The sequence below is a fragment of the Polaromonas sp. genome, assembly GCF_013817205.1.
Classification (GTDB): Bacteria; Pseudomonadota; Gammaproteobacteria; order Burkholderiales; family Burkholderiaceae_C; genus Polaromonas.
Genome location: NZ_JACDDD010000075.1, coordinates 1 through 19,083, shown reverse-complemented (window position 1 = coordinate 19,083; position 19,083 = coordinate 1). Strand labels below are relative to the sequence as shown.

18 protein-coding genes are annotated in these 19,083 nt (G+C 62.6%); 8 read left to right on the top strand and 10 right to left on the bottom strand.

Annotation, left to right across the window (positions count from 1 at the left end; genetic code table 11):
• Positions 1-123 precede the first annotated feature (123 nt).
• From H0W47_RS15155 to H0W47_RS15145, 3 genes are all read right to left on the bottom strand, one after another.
• Entirely contained in the window at positions 124-513 is a 390-nt protein-coding gene (locus tag H0W47_RS15155) for a tautomerase family protein (protein WP_296925857.1), read from the bottom strand.
• Between the two features lie 63 nt (positions 514-576).
• The gene (locus tag H0W47_RS15150; protein WP_296925855.1) at positions 577-1,554 is read right to left on the bottom strand and encodes a GMP reductase; all 978 of its coding nucleotides are present in this window, start codon (positions 1,552-1,554) and stop codon (positions 577-579) included.
• A gap of 186 nt (positions 1,555-1,740) precedes the next feature.
• Positions 1,741-2,394, bottom strand: a complete 654-nt coding sequence (locus H0W47_RS15145) for a hypothetical protein (RefSeq protein WP_296925853.1) — start codon at positions 2,392-2,394, stop codon at positions 1,741-1,743.
• A gap of 284 nt (positions 2,395-2,678) precedes the next feature.
• Here H0W47_RS15145 and H0W47_RS15140 point away from each other — a divergent pair, with 284 nt between their 5' ends.
• Both H0W47_RS15140 and H0W47_RS15135 read left to right on the top strand, forming a co-directional pair.
• Positions 2,679-4,016 (top strand): NAD(P)/FAD-dependent oxidoreductase, encoded by a 1,338-nt coding sequence (locus H0W47_RS15140; protein WP_296925851.1) that lies wholly within the window; start codon positions 2,679-2,681, stop codon positions 4,014-4,016.
• Positions 4,017-4,204: 188 nt separating this feature from the next.
• Positions 4,205-6,640: a UvrD-helicase domain-containing protein gene (locus H0W47_RS15135; RefSeq protein WP_296925849.1), complete on the top strand. Its 2,436-nt coding sequence runs from the start codon at positions 4,205-4,207 to the stop codon at positions 6,638-6,640.
• Positions 6,641-6,646: 6 nt separating this feature from the next.
• Here H0W47_RS15135 and H0W47_RS15130 read toward each other — a convergent pair whose 3' ends face one another.
• Positions 6,647-7,792: an ABC transporter substrate-binding protein gene (locus tag H0W47_RS15130; protein WP_296925847.1), complete on the bottom strand. Its 1,146-nt coding sequence runs from the start codon at positions 7,790-7,792 to the stop codon at positions 6,647-6,649.
• A gap of 186 nt (positions 7,793-7,978) precedes the next feature.
• Between H0W47_RS15130 and H0W47_RS15125 the strand changes: the two genes are divergently transcribed.
• Complete coding sequence (locus H0W47_RS15125) at positions 7,979-8,815, top strand: IclR family transcriptional regulator (protein ID WP_296925845.1); 837 nt, start codon at positions 7,979-7,981, stop codon at positions 8,813-8,815.
• Positions 8,816-8,835: 20 nt separating this feature from the next.
• Here the strand turns inward: H0W47_RS15125 and H0W47_RS15120 are convergent, their stop codons facing one another.
• From H0W47_RS15120 to H0W47_RS15105, 4 genes are all read right to left on the bottom strand, one after another.
• Positions 8,836-9,555, bottom strand: a complete 720-nt coding sequence (locus tag H0W47_RS15120) for an iron dicitrate transport regulator FecR (RefSeq protein ID WP_296925843.1) — start codon at positions 9,553-9,555, stop codon at positions 8,836-8,838.
• Complete coding sequence (locus tag H0W47_RS15115; RefSeq protein WP_296925841.1) at positions 9,552-10,322, bottom strand: BPSS1780 family membrane protein; 771 nt, start codon at positions 10,320-10,322, stop codon at positions 9,552-9,554. The genes H0W47_RS15120 and H0W47_RS15115 overlap by 4 nt, the downstream gene beginning before the upstream one ends.
• A gap of 154 nt (positions 10,323-10,476) precedes the next feature.
• On the bottom strand, positions 10,477-11,463 hold the full coding sequence (locus tag H0W47_RS15110; RefSeq protein WP_296925839.1) for a homoserine kinase: 987 nt from the start codon (positions 11,461-11,463) through the stop codon (positions 10,477-10,479).
• Between the two features lie 36 nt (positions 11,464-11,499).
• Complete coding sequence (locus tag H0W47_RS15105; RefSeq protein ID WP_296925837.1) at positions 11,500-11,868, bottom strand: hypothetical protein; 369 nt, start codon at positions 11,866-11,868, stop codon at positions 11,500-11,502.
• A 64-nt stretch (positions 11,869-11,932) separates the two neighbouring features.
• Here H0W47_RS15105 and polA point away from each other — a divergent pair, with 64 nt between their 5' ends.
• The 5 genes from polA (at position 11,933) to H0W47_RS15080 (ending at position 17,337) form a co-directional block, all read left to right on the top strand.
• Positions 11,933-14,761, top strand: coding sequence for a DNA polymerase I (gene polA / locus H0W47_RS15100; protein WP_296925835.1), 2,829 nt, complete (start codon positions 11,933-11,935; stop codon positions 14,759-14,761).
• 131 nt (positions 14,762-14,892) lie between these two features.
• Positions 14,893-15,792: a dienelactone hydrolase family protein gene (locus tag H0W47_RS15095; RefSeq protein ID WP_296925833.1), complete on the top strand. Its 900-nt coding sequence runs from the start codon at positions 14,893-14,895 to the stop codon at positions 15,790-15,792.
• A gap of 134 nt (positions 15,793-15,926) precedes the next feature.
• Positions 15,927-16,784, top strand: a complete 858-nt coding sequence (locus H0W47_RS15090) for a ZIP family metal transporter (protein WP_296925831.1) — start codon at positions 15,927-15,929, stop codon at positions 16,782-16,784.
• Positions 16,785-16,900: 116 nt separating this feature from the next.
• Positions 16,901-17,065: a hypothetical protein gene (locus H0W47_RS15085; protein ID WP_296925830.1), complete on the top strand. Its 165-nt coding sequence runs from the start codon at positions 16,901-16,903 to the stop codon at positions 17,063-17,065.
• A gap of 2 nt (positions 17,066-17,067) precedes the next feature.
• Positions 17,068-17,337: a hypothetical protein gene (locus H0W47_RS15080; protein WP_296925828.1), complete on the top strand. Its 270-nt coding sequence runs from the start codon at positions 17,068-17,070 to the stop codon at positions 17,335-17,337.
• Positions 17,338-17,552: 215 nt separating this feature from the next.
• On the opposite strand, the gene H0W47_RS15075 is transcribed toward H0W47_RS15080, so the two are convergent.
• Positions 17,553-18,497 carry a sugar kinase gene (locus H0W47_RS15075; protein WP_296925826.1) on the bottom strand — a complete coding sequence of 315 codons (945 nt, stop codon included), beginning with the start codon at positions 18,495-18,497 and terminating at the stop codon, positions 17,553-17,555.
• A gap of 70 nt (positions 18,498-18,567) precedes the next feature.
• Positions 18,568-18,735, bottom strand: coding sequence for a hypothetical protein (locus H0W47_RS15070; RefSeq protein WP_296925825.1), 168 nt, complete (start codon positions 18,733-18,735; stop codon positions 18,568-18,570).
• Positions 18,736-19,083: the final 348 nt, after the last annotated feature.

Here is a 19,083-nt window from a genome sequence, read left to right as displayed (position 1 = left end):
GAACACGCGCTTGCGCGTCCTCTTGGTGACAAGCTCGTATCCGCTGGCAGCAAGGCTGATTTGTTTCATCGACATATAACGCTTCTCAGAACTCACCGGTTGGCTGAGTTTTGCAGAGATTCCCTAGATGTCCACCTCGTAACCCAGCGCCACATCCGAGGCCGGCAGGCCGCCGCGTATGGCCCAATTGTCACGGGATGCTTCCCGCAGCAGGATCTTGAGGTGATCTGCGGGGATCCCGCACAGGCCCAGCTTGTGAGTAATGGCCTGGTACAACACGCGTTTGGTCGCCAGCGAACGCCCTATGAAGCAGTCCAGGGTGACCAGGGTGTAGCGATCACCCTTGTCCGCCGGGCCGACAAAACGCCGCGCCTCATGGACAAACAACCTGACCGAGGTGGTCCAGAGCGGGACCCTTAACGCTTCGACCACCGCAGTTTGCACTGCGTCAATCAGGGCGGTTTCTTCCTCTGGGGAACAGTTGCGGCGGATTTCGATGGCGGCAGTGGGCACGGATGCTGCTTTTCAGTGGAGAAGACAGCACTGTACCCGCCCGCAAGCTTGCTGCACAAAGTCTTACATCAGAAGATGCTCGCCGGCGTTGTCGCCGCCCAGGATGACGTAGTTCACCTTGCGGATGTCCATGAGCTTGGTGCCGCCGGCATAGCTGATGGCGCTTTGTACGTCTTCCTCCATCTCACGCAGCGTGTCGGCCAAGGAACCCTTGACTGGCTCCAGGATGCGTTTGCCCTCGACGTGTTTGTACTCGCCCTTGTTGAAGTCCGAGGCGCTGCCGTAATACTCCTTGAACAGTCGGCCATCGACCTCCACGGTTTTGCCCGGGCTTTCTTCGAGCCCCGCCAGCATGGAGCCGATCATCACCATGGTCGCGCCGAAGCGGATGGACTTGGCGATGTCGCCGTGTTCGCGGATACCGCCGTCGGCAATGATGGGCTTGGTCGCCACACGTGCACACCATTTGAGCGCCGAGAGCTGCCAGCCACCGGTGCCAAAGCCGGTTTTCAGGCGCGTGATGCAGACCTTGCCCGGACCGATGCCGACCTTGGTGGCGTCCGCACCCCAGTTCTCCAGGTCGATGATGGCCTCGGGCGTGCCAACGTTGCCGGCAATCACGAAGGACGAGGGAAGCTTTTGCTTGAGGTAAGCAATCATGCGCTGTACCGTGTCGGCGTGGCCGTGCGCGATGTCGATGGTGATGTAGTCCGGCGCCAGGCTCTCCGCCACCAGCTGGTCCACCGTGTCGTAGTCGGCCTTCTTGACCCCCAGCGAGATGGAGGAATACACCCCCGCCGCCGCCATGCGTCTGACAAAAACCAGGTTATCGAGGTCAAAGCGGTGCATCACATAGAAGTACCCGTTTTGGGCCATCCAGATGCAGATGTCCTCGTTGATCACGGTTTTCATGTTGGCCGGCACCACCGGGATGCGGAAGGTACGGCCCCCCAGCGTAACGCCGGCGTCGCACTCCGAGCGGCTTTCCACGCGGCATTTGCGCGGCAGCAGCAGGACGTTGTCGTAGTCGAAGATTTCCATGATTCCCAAGCTCCCGAAGACTGTTGAAACAGAAGGCACTTGGATTGGACCGGCTTGCCCGCAAAACGCTGCGGAAACAAAAAACCGGGCGCAATTGCTTGGGCCCGGTGACTGATTCTAGACGCTTGTTCCGGTGCGCACGAGACCTCGGCAGATATACCCGCTATACGTGAACGTGGATTCCCGTCATTTTCCGGTGCAGCGGGATTGCGCTGCCGCCACCACGCGCCCCTGGGCATCCTCTACCCAGCCAATCACCTGGGTTCTGTCGGCTTTCATCCCCGCCGGAATATCCATGGATCGGGATTCGATGAAGCGCAGCCACTCTCTTTTTGATAGCTGCTCGCGCCCGTCCCACGAGGGCTGAATGAGGTTTCGGACCATATTTCGGGGCACGGGGGAGCCTTCGATGCCTGCGGGCAGGACTTCCACCAGCACGAGCCAAGCGGTCCAGCGCTGGCCTGACCCGGTTGCAGGCGCCTGAAGTTCTATCGAAGCGCCCATGTAACCTGAGACCGGCAGGCCACGGGCCACGCGCAGCTTGTTGCCTTGTCGCAGGACCTGGGTTTTGCGGTTCAGGCTGGCGGGGGGTGCTGTGAGGCCCAGCGCGTCCAGGCGCTTGAGCGCATCACGGGTGGCCACCGCCGAGAGCGGGGCGTTGTCCCCCTGGGCACCGGGCAGCACCCAGTCCAGCACCACCGTACCCCGGCCGGCACGCGGTGTGGCCGCCTCGGTCCAGCAATCCGCACAGTCGGCATTGATGAACCGTTCAAGCAGCAGCACCGGCCGGCTCTGGCCATCGCTGGAGCATGAGGACTGTGCGTGCGCCAAGCCTGTCATGCTCGCGCCAACAGCCAAAAGGCAGGCTGCCAGCCATGCGAGCCCAGAGGAGCCAAAACCTGTAGTCATGCGTACCCCAAAATTTTGCATATGTTCGCAGAAGCTGCGCTGGTGCGCGGTTTTACGGGTTTTCAGTGCGCAGCCACAGCGCGCCGGCCAGCATCTTGCGAATTGCCGCTCAGGCTGCAGAAATTTGTGCCCTCCTGGTCGGGGTGGTACCCTGCGGGTCATTCTGTCATGACAGGCATCTGCTACGCATGTGTCCGCACCCAATCGGCTTTCCCATGAACGAAACCCCGATCTCCTCCTGTGATGTGCTTGTTGTGGGCGGCGGCCCTGCGGGTTCCACCATTGCGGCTTTGCTGGCGGCGCAAGGCCGGGACGTTGTGCTGCTTGAAAAGGCGCGCCATCCCCGCTTCCACATCGGCGAATCGTTGCTCCCCGCCAATGTTGAACTCTTCGAGCGACTGGGGGTGCGCGACCAGGTGGACCGCATTGGCATGCCCAAATGGGGCATCGAATTTGTGTCACCCGAACACGAACACTGCAGCTACATCGAATTCGCAGATGCGTGGGACAAGTCGATGCCGTCGGCGTGGCAGGTGCGGCGCTCCGAACTGGATGAACTTCTGTTTCGCAACGCCGCAACGCGCGGTGCGAAAACCATTGAGGGTTGCACTGTGCGTGATGTGGCGTTTGACGCTGCCGGCGCCAACGTTCAGGCTGAACTGGAGGACGGGGCAAAGCGCAACTGGCGCGCGCGCTTCGTGGTGGACGCCTCGGGCCGCGACACCCTGCTGGCCAACAAGCTGCGCTCCAAGGCTAAAAGCAAGGAACACAACAGCACCGCCTTGTTCGGCCATTTCACGAATGTCGAGCGGCTGGAGGGCAAGCGCGAAGGCAACATCAGCATCTGCTGGTTTGCGCACGGCTGGTTCTGGTTCATTCCTCTGGCCGATGGCACAACCAGCGTCGGCGCGGTGTGCTGGCCGTATTACCTGAAGTCGCGCGACAAGCCCCTGCGCGAGTTTTTCATGGACACCATCTCCATGGCGCCTGAGCTGAAGCGGCGCCTTGCAAATGCCACATTGGTCGATGACGCGGTGCACGCCACCGGCAATTTTTCCTACAGCAGCACCCACGCGACCGGTGACCGCTACCTGATGCTGGGTGATGCGTACACCTTCATTGACCCGATGTTTTCGTCCGGGGTGTATCTCGCCATGCACAGCGCTTTTGACGGCGCGGAGCTGGTCGCAACCGCGCTGGATCAGCCGGCGGACCTCCCAGCCGTGCGCAAAAGCTTTGAGGCCATGATGCGCAAGGGGCCGAGCGAGTATTCGTGGTTCATCTACCGCGTGACCAACCCGACCATTCGGCAGATGTTCATGCATCCTGCGAATCCGTTTCGCGTCAAGGAAGCGCTGCTGTCGCTGCTGGCCGGAGACATTTTTGGCAAGACGCCGTTCTGGGGACGCCTGCGCGTGTTCAAAGCGATTTATTACGGCATATCGCTGACCAATTTCCGGCGTACCTGGGCGGGCTGGACGCGCCATCGCATGGTCATTCGCGACGTGGGCGCGCTCAGGGGAGAGACCATTCTCAAGACTGACGGCAGCTGAAGCCCCCACGGTCGCTCACTGCGAGCCTGCGGCAACTCCCTGCCCCTTGCAATGGAAAAGGGGCGCGCTGCGCCTGCGGGCTGGCAAAGCGAAACCCGCGGCCCCGGCTGGTGAAGAGAAATTTGCCTCGCACGGCCAGGGGCCACCCCAGCACCGTGCTGGGGCTGGGGTTCTTTCTACAATGGGGGATGTTCCCAGAAGCCCCCGGTTCCCCCCTCCTGAATAACCTCAATCCGGAGCAACTCGCAGCGGTCACGCTGCCCAATACACATGCGCTGATCCTGGCTGGTGCCGGTTCCGGCAAGACGCGGGTTCTGACCACCCGCATCGCCTGGCTGCTCCAAAACGGCCACGTCTCGCCCGGCGGCGTACTGGCGGTGACTTTTACCAACAAGGCAGCCAAGGAGATGCTGACCCGTTTGTCGGCCATGCTGCCGGTGAATGCGCGCGGCATGTGGATAGGTACCTTTCACGGCCTGTGCAACCGCTTTCTGCGCGCGCACTACAAGCTCGCCAACCTGCCTTCCACCTTCCAGATCCTGGACACCCAGGATCAGCTGTCTGCTATCAAACGCCTGTGCAAACAGTTCAACATTGATGACGAACGTTTCCCGCCCAAGCAACTGATGTGGTTCATCGCGGCCTGCAAGGAAGACGGCCAGCGTGCCAAGGATGTGGTGGTGCGCGATGAAGAAACGCGCAAAAAGGCCGAGATCTACGCGCTGTATGAAGAGCAGTGCCAGCGCGAAGGGGTGGTGGATTTCGGCGAGCTGATGCTGCGCAGCTACGAGCTGCTGCGTGACAACCCACCAGTGCGCGAGCATTACCAGCGGCGCTTCCGCCACATCCTCATCGACGAGTTCCAGGACACCAACAAGCTGCAGTACGCCTGGATCAAGATGCTGGCCGGGCAGGGTGACGACGCTGCCGCTGGTGCGAAGGCGATGCCCGGGGGCTCGGTGGTTGCCGTGGGCGATGATGACCAGAGCATTTATGCCTTCCGTGGCGCGCGTGTCGGCAACATGGCCGACTTTGTGCGCGAGTTCGACGTGCAGCACCAAATCAAGCTGGAGCGCAATTACCGCAGTTTTGGCAACATCCTCGATTCGGCCAACGAACTGATCAGCCACAACAGCAAACGCCTGGGCAAGAACTTGCGCACCGAGGCCGGGCCGGGCGAGCCGGTACGCGTCTTCGAAGCCACCTCCGATTTTGCCGAGGCGCAATGGTTTGTTGATGAAGTGCGGCAACTGGTGCGTGACGGCACAGACCGCAAGGAGATCGCGCTGTTGTACCGCAGCAATGCGCAAAGCCGGGTCATGGAAACTGCGCTGTTCAACAACGGCATTCCTTACCGCGTCTACGGCGGTCTGCGTTTTTTCGAACGTGCCGAGATCAAACATGCGCTGGCCTATTTGCGACTGATGGACAACCCGCATGACGACACCAGTTTTATGCGTATCGTCAATTTTCCGCCGCGCGGCATCGGCTTGCGCAGCATTGAACAGCTGCAGGACGTGGCACGCGCCTCCGGTTGCTCGCTGCACGATGCGGTGAGCGCCGTGCCCGGCAAGGCCGGTACCAACCTTGGCGCTTTTGTCGCCAAGATCGACGTGCTGCGCGAGCAGACGCCGGCCTTGAGCCTGCGCGAGATCATCGAGCTGGTGCTGCAGCACAGCGGGCTCGAGGAACACTACAAACTCGAAAAAGAAGGCCAGGACCGGCTGGAAAATCTGGGCGAACTGGTCAACGCTGCCGAGTCCTTCGTCAGCATGGAAGGTTTCGGCCGTGATGCGGTGGCCTTGCCGGTCGATGAGCTCGGCGCCGCGCTGTCGCAATCACCGGCCAGCCAGGGGCTGGACCCGTCGGCGCCGCTGGGCGACGAGCCGCTGGCGGAACTGCTGGCGCCCGACCAGGAAACCGGCGAGACCCTGTCGCCACTGGCCGCTTTTTTGACCCACGCCGCGCTGGAGTCGGGCGACAACCAGGCCCAGGCCGGCCAGGATGCAGTGCAGTTGATGACGGTGCATTCGTCCAAGGGCCTGGAGTTCGACTGCGTGTTTATCTCCGGCCTGGAGGACGGCATCTTTCCGCATGAAAATTCATTGAGCGATGCGGGCGGCATCGAGGAAGAACGCCGCCTGATGTACGTCGCGATCACGCGGGCGCGCAAGCGCCTGTACCTGAGCCATTCGCAGACGCGCATGCTGCACGGCCAGACCCGCTACAACCTCAAAAGCCGCTTCTTTGACGAATTGCCTGATGCAGCGCTTAAATGGGTCACACCGAAAAACCAGGGCTTTGTGCAGGCTTACGGTGGTCACAGCAGTGCTTGGGGTGCTGCAAATTCAGGAGCTGGTGGCGCCCGTGGAGACTGGGCAAAAGCCGCTTTCTCCTCAAAAGGTCTGGGGGGTGACCGGGTTCCCCATCCGGCGGTCCCGGCGCAGCGCAATGCGCCTTCGCATGGCTTGAAAACCGGTATCGAGGTGTTTCACGCCAAGTTCGGCGAAGGCAAGGTGATGATGCTCGAAGGCAGCGGCGACGACGCCCGGGCGCAAATCAACTTCACGCGGCATGGCGTGAAGTGGCTGGCCCTGAGCGTTGCCAAGCTGACCGTGGTTTGATCCCGGTCAGCGCAGCAGCTTGCCATCGGCGCCGATCACGGTGACTTCGACAAACTTTGAGCCTACGCGGTTCTGCGGGGAGAAGCTCACCTTGAAGCCGCCAGCGTCATAACTGTTCATTTTTTCAAGCTGGTTCATTATTTTGGCGCGGGTCGGATCCGCGCCGCTGCGGCGAATCGCTTCCACCAGTATTTTGGCGGCAATGAATGATTCCATGCTGGCGTAAGACACTACCTTGTCCGGCTGGTATTTGGCCATCAGGGTCTGGAACTCGCGGGCTACCGGCGCCAGCGTGGAGTAGGGGTAGGGCATGACTTGGGAAATACCGATGCCGCGGGCGTTTTCCTCGCCGGCATTCTTGAGCAGTTCCTTGAAGTTCACCACAGAGATGCTGAACAGGCGAGCCTTGCTGCCCTGCGTCCGCATCTTCTTGACGAAGGCGGCGGAGGCGCGGTTGACCGCAACCATGATGATGGCGTCGGGGTTGGACGCACCAATGGCGGCAACAGCCGCATCCACGTCCTCCGGCTTGGTGCGGTCGTAGCCGCCCGTCGCCACGGCCTTCAGGCCGAGTTTTTGCAGTGCCGTCTCGGCCCCCAACAGACCGCTTCTACCGAAAGGGTCGTCCTGGTACATCACTGCAAAACGGCGCAGCCCGATGGTGAACAGGTGTTCCACCATGCGAGCGGTTTCGTCGGTGTAGCTGGCACGGATGTGGAAGATGTTGGGGTTCATCGGTTCGCGCAAATCCTGCGCGCCGGTGTAAGGTGCCAGCAGTGCGATGCCCGCGTCTTCGAGCACTTTGTTCCGGTTCAGCGCCAGGACATTACCCGTGCCTACAAAACCGAACAGCGCCAGCGGCTTGTCTTCGGCCAGCATCTGGCGTGTCAGGGCCAAGGTCTGGTCGGGTTTGTAGCTGTCGTCCTTGACCGCCACGCGAATCTTGCGGCCGTACATGCCGCCGTTGTCATTGACATGGGCGAAATACGCAGCGCCGCCCGCCACGTATTCGTTGCCGGTTCCCGCGATCACGCCGGTCAGGGGCGCCACCTGACCGATCACGATATCTTCACGCCCGGGTGCCGCCTGTGCCAGGTGGGCCATCATCGTGATGGCGATCACGCCAAGCCAGTGTTTGTTCTTCGGGGTCATGGACGCATTCCTTATTTTGTTATAAGTTCTGCATTGCAGAATATGGGGCCACGGTTGTGGTAGGCGTATTCTGGGAGGTGTTTGCGAGTGAATTACCAAGGGAATCCCCGAGGAATGGCGCACAGGTGACACTTAATCAGACTCAAGATAGAATTATTGTTCCGCTATGCAGAACCAATCGTCACTATGAAATCCACAGCACCCGAACCATCCTCTGCTCCGAAGGCAATCTTGCGACCAACGGTCAAGGAAGACCGCCATTTCGTCACCGCGCTGGCGCGCGGTCTTGATGTGCTCAGTGCCTTTCGCTCGCGCGACCGCATGCTGGGCAATCAGGAACTGGCTCGCCGTTGCGGCCTGCCCAAGTCGACAATCTCCAGGCTGACCTACACCCTGACGCGTCAGGGTTACCTGGTTCCGGCCACCGATGGCAAGGGTGCGACCGGTTACCGCTTGGGTAGCGCCGTGCTGGCGCTGGGCGGCGCCATGCTGGCGCGCATGGACATGCGGCAGATCGCCCGGCCATTGATGCAGGACCTGGCCGACGGTTCGCAGGCCATGGTGTCTTTGGGCGTGCGCGACCGCCTCAGCATGATTTATGTCGAAAACTGCCGCAGCGAGTCAGCATTGACCCTGAGCCTGGATGTCGGTTCCCGCATTCCCGTGGCCCAGACCGCCATGGGCCGCGCCTACCTGGCCGGCTGCAGCGACAACGAGCGCAGCGACCTGATGGAGCGGATCCGGGCCTACGATGAAGCCTCATGGCCCATCACGCGCGCGGGGATAGAGCTCGCGCTGGCCCACTACCGCGAGCACGGGTGCTGCGCGTCCTTCGGTGGCTGGCAAAAAGACGTTAATGCGATTGCCGCTGCCTTTCGTCCTGAAGGCGGACGGTCGGTGATGGTGGTCAGTTGCGGCGGGCCCGGTTTTAATTTGTCGCCACAATTTCTGATGAATGAGGTGCGCCCGCAACTGGTGAGCCTGGTCCGCAAGCTGCAGGGTGCCTCTGGCGAGGCCTACTGAGAGTCACGCGCCAGCGAGTATCAGTAAGTCATGGAGCCGCTGCCGTCCCGGCTGCCTTTGCGGCCCGCAATCTGCCAGGCCGTGCGCTGTGTGATGAGGCCAGCCAGGAATTCCAGCTCCTCGTCGCTGTGGTTCAGCGCGCGTGCCGGGCTCAGGAATTTGCCGTCCTGGGCGGTGGCATCGGCCCAGAAGGCCTGGTGGTAGTCGGCCTGCGAAACTTGTTTTTGATTGCCTGCATTCATGTCCACCGTGCCATAACAGTTGCAGAAGTAGTTGCGCATGCCCTGGTCGGCAAAAATTTCAGAATACACACCGGTGCCACGTATACCGGCCGTCAGCGTCGGCATGACGATGGTGCGGTTCACGCCTTTGCCCCACACACTGGCGACGGCACCGGTCAGCAGGCGCAACAGGCTGACGGTATTGAGGGTGTCGCCGCGTCCCACCGCCAGCCGGGAGTTTTGCCGCACCTGAAAGGAAGCGTTCCCGATCACGAAGATCAGGTTGGAGCCGGGACCGGTCTGGATCTCATCGCCGGACTGTATCGGCTGGTCAGGGCTCAGGCGTGTGCCGTTGATCGTGGCGTCACCCGCCAACTGCACGATGTTGCTGCGCTGCTGCGCCAAAGCGGCCGGCAGACCACCCATGGCCACCCAGGCCGCGGCGGCCTTCAGCACATCGCGCCGCTGGTACCACAGGATTTCTTTTTCTTGCCGGCCTTGCAACAGGTGCTGGGTCATGGAGTGTCTCCTGGGGGGATGGGGTCGTCGGTGGGGGTGGCTTCAAAACTGCCCTCGAACGTGAAGTAAAGGGATGCCGAAAACATGGCGGCCATCAACAAGGCCACCGGCATGATCATGGCTGCGGCAGCCTCGGGGCTGGCGACCAAGCTGGCCAGCACGGTGACCACCAGCCCGATCGCCATCAGGACCACCATCCAGGTGATGCCGAACACGGTGTAGGCCCCGGCGTTCCTCAGCACCACCACGGCGCTGAAAAACAGGCTCTTGACGGGTGTGACGCCATGCCAGTGCACCAGCGCAGGTGCATGCCAGAACAGCACCGATATGGGCAGATACAGCACCATCACGAACAGCATCACGCCCTGCATTTCTGGCGTCAGTGCGCTTTCGCGATTGACCGGCGCATCCACAAACAGCGGCACGATGGACACGATCAGCAGGCAGGCTGCCGCATACAGAAAGCCGAGCACCATCATGGCGCGTGCGCGTTGCTGGCCGGCCCGGAAAGCGCTGACGAGGATGGCTGGCATGGGGAACCGCCCCTTGGTCGCTTCCAGCGTGGCGGCCATCAGGCCCAGGGTGGCGGCCGGCACAATGGCCAGCGCCAGGACCACACCCACGAGGGGAATCAGCGAGGCCAGCGTTGCCGCAGCCATGTACAGGAAGAACAGACCCGCCAGCGCGAGTGGCTGCTTGAAAAAGGTCCGGATGCCGAGTTTGACCCATGTGATGCCGGTGCGTGCGGGAACGATGTTGAGTTTCATTGAGGCGATGGCGTATTGAGAGGTTCTGGGCGCGAGCGGTTCACGGGCCGCCATTGAAAAACGGCGATTGAGTGAACAATTTAACGCCAATGTTTGAGTTTGCTTGAAAAAAGAGACGAACCTGCAAGTTTTTGCAAGTGCGTGGGCGGCCGCTTCAGGGGGGCAGGCCGCAAGGGTGGGAAGCGCGCTGGCGCAGCACGCGCTCGAAATGGCCGGGATCATGCGCCTGCAGCAGCGCGGCTTCGCGTGGCAGGTGGAAGTCCCACAGGCGCGAGATCCAGAAACGCAGGGCGCCGGCGCGCAACATGGCCGGCAGCAGGGCACGTTCCTGGGCACTCAGGCGCCGCACCGACTGGTAGGCCGCGAGGAAGGCATTGGCCCGTGCCGCGTCGTGCGCGCCGCTGTCCAGGTGGACGCACCAGTCGTTCAGGCTGACGCCGATGTCGAACAAAAAGGTGTCGCAGCCGGCGAAGTAGAAATCAAAGAAGCCGGTGAGTTCGGGCGTGCCGCTCTCGCTGTCGAACATCACGTTGTCGCGGAACAGATCGGCATGGATGGGGCCGCGCGGCAGGGCGCGCCAGCTGGAGGATGCCGCCACATGGTTCTGGTAGGCCAGCTCGGACAGGATCAGGCGGTTTTGCGCTTCGTCCAGGTGCGGCAACACCACCGGCACGGTGTCGTTCCACCAGGCCAGCCCGCGCAGGTTGGGCTGGCTGCGCGGGAAGTCGCGTCCGGCCAGGTGCATGCGCGCCAGCGTCTCCCCGACGGCAGCGCAATGCGCGGGTGTGGGCGCCAGCTCGCTGCGGCCGCGCAGCCGGTTCACCACGGCGGCGGGCTTGTCCTTCAGGCGCAGCAGGATTTCGCCAGCTGGTCCGGCGTCGCCGGCCACGGTGGCCTGCGGCTCCGGCACCGGGATGCCGTGCTGCGCCAGGTGTTTCATCAGGTGCAGGTAAAACGGCAACTGCTCGAAGCTCAGGCGCTCGAACAGGGTCAGCACATAGCGGCCCTGCTCGGTGTCCACAAAATAATTGGTGTTTTCGATGCCGCCGGCGCAGGCAGTGATGCTTTGCAGTTGCCCCAGTCCGAGCGAATGCAAAAGAGGAGCGGCCTCGTCAAGCGAGACTTCGGTATAGACGGCCATGCCTGAAACTGGAAACCGGACGCTGCGAACGAAAGCTCAGAACTTCAGCACGTTCCAGACACGGCTGCCGGTCGCGCCCGGACCCGATTTGGATGGGCCCGTGCCGCCGCCCTTGGTGGCATCGGAAGGCAGAACTTCATAGGCCGGGACGCCAGCCTTGGGCTGCACCGTGATGCTTTGGGTTTCACCGCCAACGCGCAATTCGTCGATGCGGGAACCGGCGTCCTCCGTGCGGATGCGCTGGATCGCCGGCTCCGGCCGGCTGCTGGCCGGGTTGTTGCCCGGTTGCAGGGCAGGGGCCGTAGTTACCGCCTGGACAGGCGCCGCCGTCTGAGCCAGGGCCGGAGCGCCGGCCAGCGCGGCAGCGGCGCCGGCAAGCAGAAGGGAGCAGAGTGGGTGATGCATGCAAGCATTGTAGGGGGCCGGCGCCCCCATGGGTAGCGCGGCTAAAGCTGTGACAATTGACCCAATGAGCACCGACAAAAAAACACTCCTGCTGGTGGATGGCTCCAGCTACCTGTACCGGGCATTCCACGCCATGCCGGACCTGCGCGCCGACCCCGGTGATCCGGCCAGCCCAGCCACCGGCGCCATCCGCGGCATGGTCAACATGATGCAAAAGCTGCGCAAGGACGTGCGAGCCGACTATGCCGCCTGTGTGTTTGACGCCAAGGGCCCGACCTTCCGGGATGCGCTTTACGCCGAGTACAAGGCGCAGCGCGCGCCGATGCCGGACGACCTGCGCAGCCAGGTCGCGCCTATCCACGAAGTGGTGCGCCTGCTTGGCTGGAAGGTGCTGGACGTGCCCGGCGTGGAGGCCGACGACGTGATCGGCACGCTGGCCTGCATGGCCTCGAAACAGGGCATTGAGGTCATCATCTCCAGCGGGGACAAGGACCTGAGTCAACTGGTTGATGAACACATCACGGTGATAGACACCATGAATGACCGCCGTCGTGACCTGGCCGGTGTGGAAGCCGAGTTTGGCGTGCCGCCGCGCCTGATGGTGGACTACCAGACCTTGGTGGGCGACGCGGTGGACAACGTGCCCGGTGTGCCCAAGGTTGGCCCCAAGACGGCCGTCAAGTGGCTGCTCGAATACGGCTCGCTCGATGCGCTGGTGGCACGCGCCGGTGAGATCAAGGGCGTCGTTGGTGACAACCTGCGCAGCTCGCTGGACTGGCTGCCCAAGGGCCGCGAGCTACTGACCATCAAGAAGGACTGCGATCTGGTGGCTTACATCGATGGCCTGCCTGCTATGGAATCCATAGCTATGGGTGCACAGCAGACGGGGGCTTTGAAGGATTTTTATGAAAAATACGGCTTCAAGGGCCTGGTCCGGCAAATTGAGGTGGAAAGCACGCCGCCGGAGCTGATCGGCGGGCCCGAGGGGCGGCATGCCCAACCCAAAGCCAAGACCGACTATGCATCGTCGCCGGGGTTATTCGATGAGCCGGCCGTTGCGGGCACGCCGCCGCTGGCAGAAAGCCCCACCAACCTGCATTACGACACGGTGCTGAGCTGGGAGCTGTTCGACACCTGGCTGGCCAGAATCGAAGCGGCTGAACTGGTCGCGCTGGACACCGAAACCACCTCGCTCGACGAAATGCAGGCGCAGATCGTCGGCCTGAGTTTCAGCGTCAAGCCCGGCGAGGCCGCCTACATTCCACTGACCCATGACTACCCCGACGCACCGGCGCAGCTGCCGCGTGGCGAGGTGCTGGCGCGCCTGAAGCCCTGGCTGGAGAACCCGGCCAAGGCCAAGCTCGGACAACACGTCAAGTACGACCGCCATGTGTTTGCCAATCACGGCATCGAGGTCCAGGGTTATGCCCACGACACCATGCTGCAGAGTTATGTGCTGGAAGTGACCAAGCCGCACGGTCTGGCCAGCCTGGCCGAGCGCCATGTGGGCCGTAGCGGCATCAACTACGAAGACCTGTGCGGCAAGGGCGCGCACCAGATCAAGTTCAACCAGGTCGACATAACCAAGGCGGCCGAGTATTCGTGCGAGGACTCCGATCAGACGCTGGATGTGCACCGGGTGCTGTGGTCACAACTGCAGGCCAACGACAAGCTGCGTTTTATCTACGAACTCGAGATGCAAAGCAGCGAGGCGCTGTACCGCATTGAGCGCAACGGTGTGCTGATCGACGCCCCCATGCTGGCAACACAAAGTCACGAACTGGGCCAGCGCATCTTGCAGCTAGAAGCCGAAGCCTACGAAATCGCCGGCCAGCCCTTCAACCTCGGCAGTCCCAAGCAACTCGGCGAAATTTTCTTCGACAAGCTGGGCATGCCGGTGATCAAAAAGACGCCCAGTGGCGCGCGCAGCACCGACGAAGAGGTGCTGGAAAAACTCGCTGAAGATTACCCGCTGCCGGCCAAGCTGCTGGAGCACCGCTCGCTCAGCAAACTCAAGGGCACCTACACCGACAAACTGGCGCAGCTCGCGCTGCCGCGCACGGGCAGGGTGCACACGCATTACGCGCAGGCCGTTGCCGTGACCGGACGGCTGTCCAGCAACGACCCCAACCTGCAGAACATTCCGGTGCGCACGCCCGAGGGCCGGCGCGTGCGCGAGGCCTTTGTGGCGCCTGCCGGCAGCGTGATTGCCAGTGCAGACTACTCGCAGATCGAGCTGCGCATCATGGCCCACCTGAGCGGGGACGAAGCGCTGCTGCGCGCCTTCACCGACGGACTGGACGTGCACAAGGCCACAGCCGCCGAGGTCTTCAGCGTGGCGCTGGACCAGGTCAGCAGCGAGCAGCGGCGTTACGCCAAGGTCATCAACTTCGGTTTGATCTACGGCATGAGCAGCTTCGGCCTGGCGCGCAACCTCGGCATCGAGACCAAGGCGGCGGCAGCCTATATCGATAAATACTTCCAGCGTTACCCGGGCGTCAAGAACTACATGGAGCAGACCGTGGTGTTTGCCCAGAAGAACCACTTTGTCGAAACCGTCTTCGGCCGCCGCCTGTACCTGGCCGAGATCAACGGCGGCAACGGCCCGCGCAAGAAGGCCGCCGAGCGGCAGGCCATCAATGCCCCCATGCAGGGCACGGCCGCCGATCTGATCAAGCTCAGCATGGTCAAGGTGCAGGACGTGCTTGATGCAGAAAAGCGCGCGACCAGAATGATCATGCAGGTGCACGATGAACTGGTGTTCGAGGTGCCCGAGGCCGAAGTCGAATGGGTGCGCAGCGAAATCCCGCGCCTGATGGCCGGGGTTGCTGATTTGAAAGTTCCGCTGCTGGCCGAGATTGGCGTCGGTCCGAACTGGGAACAGGCGCACTGAGAGGGAGACGGGCGCATCGGTCGCCTGCGCGAACCGGGCTACCCGGCGGTAATTCCCCGTACCGACAACAAACTTCTTGGCCGCCTAGACTACGGTGGTTAGTTTCTGCCACCACACCAGAGGAAAGCACCATGCTCAACAGCGACCAGAAAGCCGAATTTGATTCCCTGCTCCCCGGGCAAAGCACCGAAAGCGGCGCCACCCGACGCACCGCGCTGAAAGCGGCGCTGGGCGTGGGTTATGCTGCCACCGCCTTGCCCATCATGGCGCAGACCGCCATCAAAACCTCCTCCGAGGGCCTGAAGGCCGGCGAGACGAGCTTTGAAGTCAACGGCTTCAAGGTGCCGGCCTATTACGCCGCGCCCGCCGGCAAGACCAATTTGCCGGTGATCCTGGTGATCCAGGAAATCTTCGGTGTGCATGAGTACATTGCCGACACCGCGCGCCGTTTTGCCAAAGCCGGCTACTTGGCGATTGCCCCCGAGCTGTTTGCGCGCCAGGGCGATCCGACCCAGTACGGCGAGATGGCCAAGTTGATGGCGGAAGTGGTTTCCAAAGTCCCTGACGCGCAGGTCATGGCTGACCTGGACGGTGCCGTCAAATGGGCAGGTGCCAACGGTGGTGATGCGGGCAAGGTCGGCATCACCGGCTTTTGCTGGGGTGGCCGCGTCACCTGGCTGTATTCGGCGCACAACCCCGCCATCAAGGCCGGTGTGGCCTGGTACGGCCGGCTGGTGGGCGCCAGCACACCGCTCACGCCGAAGCACCCGGTTGACATTGCACCCATCCTGCACGGCAAGGTGCTGGGTCTGTACGGAGGCCAGGACGCCGGTATCCCGCTGGATACGGTGGAAAAAATGAAGGCTGCGCTTGCGGCGGGCAGCCCTGCCGCCAAGGCATCGGAATTTGTGGTGTACCCTGATGCCCCGCACGCCTTCCACGCCGACTACCGCCCGAGCTTCCGCAAGGAGCCGGCCGAGGACGGCTGGAAACGCGCTCTGGCGTGGTTCAAGGCCAACGGCGTCGCTTGAATTAAAATATAAGTCGCCCGGCGCCGAGCCGCCCCACAGAAATGTGCGGCGGCTTTTTCTGTGCACCATTTCGCGGCAGACATTTTATTTGACGTTTTCGGGCTCCAGCCCTTATGGATCGGGCGCAAGCAGCTATGATTTTGATAGCAATTTTGGCCGGCACCCTGGCCGCCGGCATTGGCAGTGTGTGGCTGGCGGCGCTGCTGAGCTTTGGCGTGTTGGCACGCTACACCACCCACATGCTGAGTCTGGCGGCTGGCGCACTGCTGGCCACCGCCTTCATGCACCTGCTCCCCGAGGCCTTTGAAAGCCAGGCCGGCGCCCAGGAGCTGTTTGGGACACTGCTGGTCGGTCTGGTGTTTTTCTTCCTGCTCGACAAAGCCGAGCTCTACCACCACGGCCATGAGCACCATGACCCCCAGGTGGCAGCGACGGTGCGAACTGGCAACTCCGTGCGCGCCGAACGTGTGGGTACCTCGCCCGGCCCGCTGGCGCATGGACACGCTCACCACCACGATCATGATCACGGGCAGTCGGCCCGATCTGGCAGTTGGGCGGTACTCACGGGTGACAGCGTGCACGCCTTTGGCGACGGCATCCTGATCGCGTCGGCTTTTGTCGCGGACATGCGCCTGGGCGTGATCACCGCGCTGGCGGTGCTGGCACACGAAATTCCGCATCACATGGGTGACCTGGTGGTGCTGCGCCAGACCTCCAGCAACCAGCGTGCGGCACTGATCAAGGTGTCGCTCGCCGGCGCGGTGACGGCGCTGGGCGGCCTGGTTGGCTACGCACTGGTGGACATGCTGCACGACTGGCTGCCTTACTTCCTAGTGGTGGCGTCCAGCAGCTTTGTGTATGTGGCGCTGGCGGACCTGATCCCGCAGCTGCAAAAACGCCTGAGCGCTCGCGAAACGGTTGCGCAGATTGCCTGGCTCGGCGTCGGCATTGCGCTGGTGACGGTGGTCAGTGGACTGGCGCACTCGCAGTGAGCGGCAAGCGGCTTGCCGGCGTGTCAGCCACAGGCTGACAGGAACAGGGCATGGCAACCTATAAGCCCGTAGCAGCGGCGTGATCATCATGAAGGCATTCAACCGAAGGATGCGCCATGAAACTACTTACCCCGCAAATCCGCCCCGCCAAACCCCACCGCGCGCGCCGCCTGATGGCCGCCTCGATTGCCTACTTCACCACCGTGTGCGCCAGCATGGCTGCTGCGGCGGCCGTCGTCACCGATACGGCGGCGCCTATCCTGCTTGTTACCGGACTTTGAACATGCACGCCGAACCGAAACCCGCGCCTGAAGAAGACACCGTCCCGCCGGGTGACGACAGCAATACCGACCCGACCCCGCCCTTGCCTGCGGATTCCGGCCGCAACGGCGGTGAGCGCAATCCGTCTGCTGCGGCAGGCCAGAGCCGGGTGGACGAAGAACCCCGGCTCACCATCGGCGAGCGTGATATCCCGTCGGATGGCCGGGATCTGGAGGGCGAGGCCATGATCCGCGACCTTGGCAAGCCGTTAGAGCGCAATAGCGACAAATAAAAAGATGAAATCCATGGCCACTGACCCGAATGTCCCGCCGCCCGAGCCGGTACAGCCCCTGTCCAGCCCGCCCAATCCGGGGCAGGTGCAGCCCACGCCGCAGCCCATGTAATCGTGTGGGCCTGGCCCATCGGCGCCTGGGCCGAGCTTGCTGGTAACTCACTTCTTCATAGCACCTGGCGCGCATCCAGCAAGGGACCGAGGCCGGTTTGCCCTTAAACTCCGGCTGCTTCGAGCTCCGTGCGTGTCGGCAGGCCTTCACTGTCACCCAGCACCTGCACCGCCCGCGCACCTATCCACGCACCGCGCCGGACCGCCGCAGACACCTCCAGACCGGCCAGTAACCCGCTGATCACGCCGACGGCAAAACCGTCACCGGCGCCCACGGTGTCGACAACTTTCTCCACCGGGAACCCCGGCACCCTTCCCACACCAGCCTCTCCATCAAAATACGCGCCCTGCGCGCCGAGCTTGACCACCACCAGCTTCGCGCCGCGTTGGCGGTAAAAGCCGGCGATGCCCTCGGCGCTGTTCTCGCCCGTCAGCAGCCGGCCTTCCTCCAGCCCGGGAAGCACCCAGTCGGCGCGGGCCGCCAGGTCGTTGATGGTTTCCCGCATGACTTCGGGTGAGTCCCACAGCGCCGGCCGCAGGTTGGGATCGAAAGAGACGCTGCGCCCGGCGGCACGCATCAGGTCCATGCTTTGGCGTGCCAGCTGCAGGGTGCTGGGCGAGATCGCAGGGAACACGCCAGTCGCATGCAGGTGCCGCGCTGACAGTAGCCAGGGGCGGTCAAGGTCGTCCGGGTCCATGTGGCTGGCAGCCGAGCCTTTGCGGTGGTATTCGATGGGCGGGTCCCTGCCGTCGCTCACGCTGCCCTTGATCATGAAGCCGGTGGGCTGCGCCGGCGTCAGCGAGACGTGTGAACAATCAATGCCCTCGCCACTCATCTCGCGGATCAGGTAGCGCCCCATCATGTCGGTGCCCAGGCGGCTGGCCCAGCCGACCTTCAGGCCGAGGCGGGCCAGGCCGATGGCAACATTGGTCTCGGCGCCAGCCGTACGTTTGAGAAACGCACCGGCATCTTCCAGCGGCCCGGGCCGGTCGGCCACCAGCAGCATCATGGCTTCACCAAAGGTAACAACGTCCAGCGCGTGGGTCATGGTTTTCAGGGGGAGAGTGCAGAGTGCGCAGATCGTAGCACCCTGCAAACGCTATAAAAGTGATAGCTGCTCACGCAGATGGAACGGGGGCTGGAGGCCGAAAAGCATCGGCAACAGCGATTTGTTGGGCGGTCTGAAACACCTTCAAAGAGTTGGCTGGCCAGATCACGATGCTGCCGTCACCGGAGCCCAGGTCAATCACATGGTCGCCACGCTTGACGCCGGCGCTGCTCAACATCTCGAGCGTGACGTTGTCGGGGGATGTGATGAAGGGGACTTCTTCTGTGGGGCTGGGCGTGGAGCGCGCATACCCAAGACAGAGCGATAACGATCGGCAATGAAGATGATTTCGTGAGTGGATTGAGGTTTTGCATTGAACAAGTGTTGAGTTGCGCTGAAGTCTGACCCGAGGGGGGTGCAGCGTAAAACTTGGACTGGTTTATGTCGCAAATCCTAGGCTTTGAATCGCCCCGGGAATTGAGGAGGCTCCAACCTTTGAGAAGATGGAGCCATGAAGAAATCAAACAAGTTTTCCCCCGAAGTACGCGAACGCGCGGTCCGTATGGTGCAGGAGCACCGAGGCGAG

Excerpts from the sequence above, each read along its gene's own strand:
- H0W47_RS15130 (WP_296925847.1), bottom strand. The coding sequence starts at position 7,792 with ATGACCCCGAAGAACAAACACTGGCTTGGCGTGATCGCCATCACGATG.
- H0W47_RS15115 (WP_296925841.1), bottom strand. The coding sequence starts at position 10,322 with ATGAAACTCAACATCGTTCCCGCACGCACCGGCATCACATGGGTCAAA.
- H0W47_RS15145 (WP_296925853.1), bottom strand. The coding sequence starts at position 2,394 with ATGACAGGCTTGGCGCACGCACAGTCCTCATGCTCCAGCGATGGCCAG.
- H0W47_RS15110 (WP_296925839.1), bottom strand. The coding sequence starts at position 11,463 with ATGGCCGTCTATACCGAAGTCTCGCTTGACGAGGCCGCTCCTCTTTTG.
- H0W47_RS15105 (WP_296925837.1), bottom strand. The coding sequence starts at position 11,868 with ATGCATCACCCACTCTGCTCCCTTCTGCTTGCCGGCGCCGCTGCCGCG.
- polA (WP_296925835.1), top strand. The coding sequence starts at position 11,933 with ATGAGCACCGACAAAAAAACACTCCTGCTGGTGGATGGCTCCAGCTAC.
- H0W47_RS15090 (WP_296925831.1), top strand. The coding sequence starts at position 15,927 with ATGATTTTGATAGCAATTTTGGCCGGCACCCTGGCCGCCGGCATTGGC.
- H0W47_RS15080 (WP_296925828.1), top strand. The coding sequence starts at position 17,068 with ATGCACGCCGAACCGAAACCCGCGCCTGAAGAAGACACCGTCCCGCCG.
- H0W47_RS15095 (WP_296925833.1), top strand. The coding sequence starts at position 14,893 with ATGCTCAACAGCGACCAGAAAGCCGAATTTGATTCCCTGCTCCCCGGG.
- H0W47_RS15125 (WP_296925845.1), top strand. The coding sequence starts at position 7,979 with ATGAAATCCACAGCACCCGAACCATCCTCTGCTCCGAAGGCAATCTTG.
- H0W47_RS15070 (WP_296925825.1), bottom strand. The coding sequence starts at position 18,735 with ATGTTGAGCAGCGCCGGCGTCAAGCGTGGCGACCATGTGATTGACCTG.
- H0W47_RS15075 (WP_296925826.1), bottom strand. The coding sequence starts at position 18,497 with ATGACCCACGCGCTGGACGTTGTTACCTTTGGTGAAGCCATGATGCTG.
- H0W47_RS15120 (WP_296925843.1), bottom strand. The coding sequence starts at position 9,555 with ATGACCCAGCACCTGTTGCAAGGCCGGCAAGAAAAAGAAATCCTGTGG.
- H0W47_RS15135 (WP_296925849.1), top strand. The coding sequence starts at position 4,205 with ATGTTCCCAGAAGCCCCCGGTTCCCCCCTCCTGAATAACCTCAATCCG.
- H0W47_RS15140 (WP_296925851.1), top strand. The coding sequence starts at position 2,679 with ATGAACGAAACCCCGATCTCCTCCTGTGATGTGCTTGTTGTGGGCGGC.
- H0W47_RS15085 (WP_296925830.1), top strand. The coding sequence starts at position 16,901 with ATGAAACTACTTACCCCGCAAATCCGCCCCGCCAAACCCCACCGCGCG.
- H0W47_RS15150 (WP_296925855.1), bottom strand. The coding sequence starts at position 1,554 with ATGGAAATCTTCGACTACGACAACGTCCTGCTGCTGCCGCGCAAATGC.